This is a genomic window from Amycolatopsis panacis, from assembly GCF_003600245.1.
Lineage (GTDB): Bacteria > Actinomycetota > Actinomycetes > Mycobacteriales > Pseudonocardiaceae > Amycolatopsis > Amycolatopsis sulphurea.
In genome coordinates this window covers 1-5229 of record NZ_QZFV01000022.1, presented here as the reverse complement: position 1 = coordinate 5229, position 5229 = coordinate 1, and the positions used below count along the sequence as shown (strand labels likewise).

The window sequence follows — 5229 nt, the reverse complement described above, 5'->3', positions numbered from 1 at the left end:
ATGCAGGGAGGCCCCGGGAGAGCCCTTGTGGGGGTTCTCGACCGGGGCCTGACCTGTCTAGGTTGAGTTCGGCGGTGTCCTACTCTCCCACAACCCTTCGGTTGCAGTACCATCGGCGCTGTCAGGCTTAGCTTCCGGGTTCGGAATGGGACCGGGCGTTTCCCTGACGCTAAAACCACCGAAACACTCCGAAACAACACACACCCACCACCCCTGCCCGGGGTGGTGCTGGTGTGGTGTTTCAGAACCGTAGAGTGGATGCGTAGCCTCTTCGTGGGCAAGTCCTCGGCCTATTAGTACCAGTCAACTCGACAACACATTACTGTGCTTCCATTTCTGGCCTATCAACCCAATCGTCTCTTGGGGGCCTTAACCCACAAAGGGGTGGGATACCTCATCTTGGAACAGGCTTCCCGCTTAGATGCCTTCAGCGGTTATCCCTTCCGAACATAGCCAACCAGCCATGCCACTGGCGTGACAACTGGCACACCAGAGGTCCGTCCGTCCCGGTCCTCTCGTACTAGGGACAGCCTTCCTCAAGTATCCTACGCGCGCGGCGGATAGGGACCGAACTGTCTCACGACGTTCTAAACCCAGCTCGCGTGCCGCTTTAATGGGCGAACAGCCCAACCCTTGGGACCTACTCCGGCCCCAGGATGCGACGAGCCGACATCGAGGTGCCAAACCATGCCGTCGATATGGACTCTTGGGCAAGATCAGCCTGTTATCCCCGGGGTACCTTTTATCCGTTGAGCGACACCCCTTCCACCAGGAGGTGCCGGATCACTAGTCCCGACTTTCGTCCCTGCTCGACCTGTCAGTCTCACAGTCAAGCCCCCTTGTGCACTTGCACTCAACACCTGATTGCCAACCAGGCTGAGGGAACCTTTGGGCGCCTCCGTTACCCTTTAGGAGGCAACCGCCCCAGTTAAACTACCCATCAGGCACTGTCCCTCACCCAGATCATGGGCGTAGGTTCAGATTCCCAATCCGACCAGAGTGGTATTTCAACAACGACTCCACCAACACTAGCGTGCCAGCCTCACAGTCTCCCACCTATCCTACACAAGCCGAACCGAAAACCAATACCAAACTATAGTAAAGGTCCCGGGGTCTTTCCGTCCTGCCGCGCGTAACGAGCATCTTTACTCGTAATGCAATTTCGCCGGGCCTGTGGTCGAGACAGCCGGAAAGTCGTTACGCCATTCGTGCAGGTCGGAACTTACCCGACAAGGAATTTCGCTACCTTAGGATGGTTATAGTTACCACCGCCGTTTACTGGCGCTTAAATTCTCAGCTTCACCCCCACAAGGAGAGTTAACCGGTCCTCTTAACGTTCCAGCACCGGGCAGGCGTCAGTCCATATACATCGTCTTGCGACTTCGCATGGACCTGTGTTTTTAGTAAACAGTCGCTTTCCGCTGGTCTCTGCGGCCACCCACCCCTCCACCCGCACAGGGCTTCAAGATGCATGGCCCCCCTTCTCCCGAAGTTACGGGGGCATTTTGCCGAGTTCCTTAACCACAGTTCACCCGATCGCCTCAGTATTCTCTACCTGACCACCTGTGTTGGTTTGGGGTACGGGCCGTGCATGCACTCACTAGAGGCTTTTCTCGACAGCATAGGATCACCCACTTCACCTCAAACGGCTACGCATCACGTCTCAGCCTCAATGCCATGCGGATTTGCCTACATGACGGCCTACACGCTTACACCAGTACAACCACTCACTGGCGGAGCTACCTTCCTGCGTCACCCCATCGCTTGACTACTACGGAATCAGATCCCACGCTCCACACACACCACTCCGTCCGAAGACATCGTCGCGCAGCTTCAGGTGGTTAGTATCAACCGCCTCGCCATGGGCGCACATGCTCGGGTACGGGAATATCAACCCGTTGTCCATCGACTACGCCTGTCGGCCTCGCCTTAGGTCCCGACTTACCCTGGGCGGATTAGCCTGGCCCAGGAACCCTTGGTCATCCGGCGGCAGAGTTTCTCACTCTGCATTCGCTACTCATGCCTGCATTCTCACTCCCACACCCTCCACGACTGGCTCACGCCGCCGCTTCACTGGATGCAGGACGCTCCCCTACCCACCCACACCACTAGACACAACCCCGAAAGGCTGAGCCGATGTATCGTGTGAGTGACACAGCTTCGGCGGTGTGCTTAAGCCCCGCTACATTGTCGGCGCAGGACCACTTGACCAGTGAGCTATTACGCACTCTTTCAAGGATGGCTGCTTCTAAGCCAACCTCCTGGTTGTCTGGGCAATCCCACATCCTTTCCCACTGAGCACACACTTAGGGGCCTTAGCTGGTGTTCTGGGCTGTTTCCCTCTCGACGACGAAGCTTATCCCCCGCCGTCTCACTGCCACACTCTCACACCACGGTATTCGGAGTTTGGTTGATTTCGGTAACCCGGTAAGGCCCCTAGACCATCCAGTAGCTCTACCCCCGTGGTGAAACATGCGACGCTGCACCTAAATGCATTTCGGGGAGAACCAGCTATCACGGAGTTTGATTGGCCTTTCACCCCTACCCACAGCTCATCCCCTCAGTTTTCAACCTAAGTGGGTTCGGCCCTCCACACGGTCTTACCCGCGCTTCAGCCTGGCCATGGGTAGATCACTCCGCTTCGGGTCTAGACCACGCGACTATCAACGCCCTCTTCAGACTCGCTTTCGCTACGGCTACCCCACCCGGGTTAACCTCGCCACGCAGCACTAACTCGCAGGCTCATTCTTCAAAAGGCACGCCATCACCCCACAGGGCTCTGACGGCTTGTAGGCACACGGTTTCAGGTACTCTTTCACTCCCCTCCCGGGGTACTTTTCATCTTTCCCTCACGGTACTCGTCCGCTATCGGTCTCCAGGAAGTATTTAGGCTTACCGGGTGGTCCCGGCAGATTCACAGCAAATTCCACGAGCTCGCTGCTACTCGGGAACACCAACCAAACAATCAACGACATGTTTTCGCGTACGGGACTCTCACCCACTCCGGTCCGCCATCCCAAACGGTTCCACTAACACGCGCGATCATTCCAAGGACTGTCAGATCCTCGACATTGGGTCCCACAACACCGCACACACAACGCCTGACAACTATCACATGTGCACGGTTTAGCCTCTTCCGCTTTCGCTCGCCACTACTCACGGAATCACGGTTGTTTTCTCTTCCTACGGGTACTGAGATGTTTCACTTCCCCGCGTTCCCTCCACACCGGCTATATATTCACCGGCAGGTAACACCACATCACTGGTGCTGGGTTTCCCCATTCGGAAATCCTCGGATCACAGCTCGGTTGACAGCTCCCCGAGGCATATCGCAGCCTCCCACGTCCTTCATCGGCTCCTGAAGCCAAGACATCCACCATGTGCCCTTAACAACTTGACCACAAAGATGCTCGCATCCACTCTACAGTTCTCAAACACCACACCAGAAACAACAATGCGTTGCCTCAGAACCCAACAGTGCCTAGCAAACAACCCACCACCCGACACCCGCCCACGCTTTCCACGACCCTCACAGAAGCCAGTACTAACACCCGCATCCACCACCGTGGCCGGTGATAACCAGTAGTTCCACAATTCCTTGAGCAACCAGAACAGCACCACACTCGGGCACCAAATCCAGGCCACCCCCAACCCCGCGGGGTTGGGATGTGTTGTGCTCCTTAGAAAGGAGGTGATCCAGCCGCACCTTCCGGTACGGCTACCTTGTTACGACTTCGTCCCAATCGCCAGTCCCACCTTCGACCACTCCCTCCCCTGACGGGGTTGGGCCATGGGCTTCGGGTGTTACCGACTTTCATGACGTGACGGGCGGTGTGTACAAGGCCCGGGAACGTATTCACCGCAGCGTTGCTGATCTGCGATTACTAGCGACTCCGACTTCACGCAGTCGAGTTGCAGACTGCGATCCGAACTGAGACCGGCTTTAAGGGATTCGCTCCACCTCACGATATCGCAACCCTCTGTACCAGCCATTGTAGCATGTGTGAAGCCCTGGACATAAGGGGCATGATGACTTGACGTCATCCCCACCTTCCTCCGAGTTGACCCCGGCAGTCTCCCACGAGTCCCCGCCATGACGCGCTGGCAACATAGGATAAGGGTTGCGCTCGTTGCGGGACTTAACCCAACATCTCACGACACGAGCTGACGACAGCCATGCACCACCTGTACACCAACCACAAGGGAAGCCCCATCTCTGGAGATGTCTGGCGCATGTCAAGCCCAGGTAAGGTTCTTCGCGTTGCATCGAATTAATCCACATGCTCCGCCGCTTGTGCGGGCCCCCGTCAATTCCTTTGAGTTTTAGCCTTGCGGCCGTACTCCCCAGGCGGGGCGCTTAATGCGTTAGCTACGGCACGGACAACGTGGAATGTCGCCCACACCTAGCGCCCAACGTTTACAGCGTGGACTACCAGGGTATCTAATCCTGTTCGCTCCCCACGCTTTCGCTCCTCAGCGTCAGTATCGGCCCAGAGACCCGCCTTCGCCACCGGTGTTCCTCCTGATATCTGCGCATTTCACCGCTACACCAGGAATTCCAGTCTCCCCTACCGAACTCAAGTCTGCCCGTATCGACCGCACGCTGAAGGTTAAGCCTCCAGATTTCACGGCCGACGCGACAAACCGCCTACGAGCTCTTTACGCCCAATAATTCCGGACAACGCTCGCACCCTACGTATTACCGCGGCTGCTGGCACGTAGTTAGCCGGTGCTTCTTATCGCACTACCGTCACTCTCGCTTCGTCGTGCGCGAAAGAGGTTTACAACCCGAAGGCCGTCATCCCTCACGCGGCGTCGCTGCATCAGGCTTCCGCCCATTGTGCAATATTCCCCACTGCTGCCTCCCGTAGGAGTCTGGGCCGTGTCTCAGTCCCAGTGTGGCCGGTCACCCTCTCAGGCCGGCTACCCGTCGTCGCCTTGGTAGGCCATCACCCCACCAACAAGCTGATAGGCCGCGGGCTCATCCCGTACCGCCGAAACTTTCCACCACCCTGGATGCCCAAGGCAGTCATATCCGGTATTAGACCCAGTTTCCCAGGCTTATCCCAAAGTACAGGGCAGATTACCCACGTGTTACTCACCCGTTCGCCACTCATCCACACCCGAAGATGCTTCAGCGTTCGACTTGCATGTGTTAAGCACGCCGCCAGCGTTCGTCCTGAGCCAGGATCAAACTCTCCAACAATGAATGAGTCAATCCAGACTACA

3 rRNA genes are annotated in these 5229 nt (G+C 57.0%); all 3 read right to left on the bottom strand.

Features of this window, described 5'->3' with window-relative positions:
• Positions 1 to 66 precede the first annotated feature (66 nt).
• Positions 67 to 183 (bottom strand): 5S ribosomal RNA (gene rrf, locus D5S19_RS02300).
• Positions 184 to 273: 90 nt separating this feature from the next.
• Positions 274 to 3400 (bottom strand): 23S ribosomal RNA (locus D5S19_RS02295).
• Positions 3401 to 3684: 284 nt separating this feature from the next.
• Positions 3685 to 5206 (bottom strand): 16S ribosomal RNA (locus D5S19_RS02290).
• The 16S, 23S and 5S rRNA genes sit together here, the layout of an rRNA operon.
• Positions 5207 to 5229: the final 23 nt, after the last annotated feature.